At 59.3% G+C, this 450-nt stretch carries 1 protein-coding gene; it reads left to right on the top strand.

Translation table 11 applies throughout. The annotated features are described in order from the left end of the window. Positions 1-354, top strand: a 354-nt coding sequence (locus H0X91_RS34745) for an LOG family protein (RefSeq protein ID WP_196433826.1), incomplete at its 5' end; no start/stop codon positions are given. Between the last annotated feature and the right edge of the window lie 96 nt (positions 355-450).

Below are 450 nucleotides of genomic sequence, written 5' to 3'. Positions count from 1 at the left end.
CGCTTCCGCCATTTCTTCACCCGCAAGGTCACGTTCGTGAAGAATTCGGACGCGTTCATCGTCATGCCCGGTGGTTTCGGCACGCTGGATGAACTGGCTGAAGTGCTCACGCTCGTCCAGACGGGCAAATCGCGCAGCGTGCCGGTGGTCATGTTCGGCAGCCACTTCTGGAAGGGCCTGCTGGACTGGTTCCGCTTTACGCTGCTGCCGATGGGTCTGATCGCCGAGCACGACCTCGACATCATGCGCATCGTCGACGAACCCAAGGATGCGCTGGATGCCGTCTACGAGTTCTACGAAAAGCGCGAAGGCACCTCGCCGATTCCGCCCAAGGAAGAGATGTTCTATCTGTAACCTCGGGTGTGACATTCGGCGCCACATGAACGGACGATGGCGAGAGGCCGGACTGCTAGAATGTAGGGTCCCAGATCACCTGCCGGAGTCCATGAT

Origin of the sequence: Burkholderia sp. 9777_1386, from assembly GCF_015712265.1 — a bacterium.
Taxonomy (GTDB): Bacteria; Pseudomonadota; Gammaproteobacteria; order Burkholderiales; family Burkholderiaceae; genus Burkholderia; species Burkholderia cenocepacia.
This window is presented reverse-complemented; position numbering and strand designations above follow the sequence as displayed.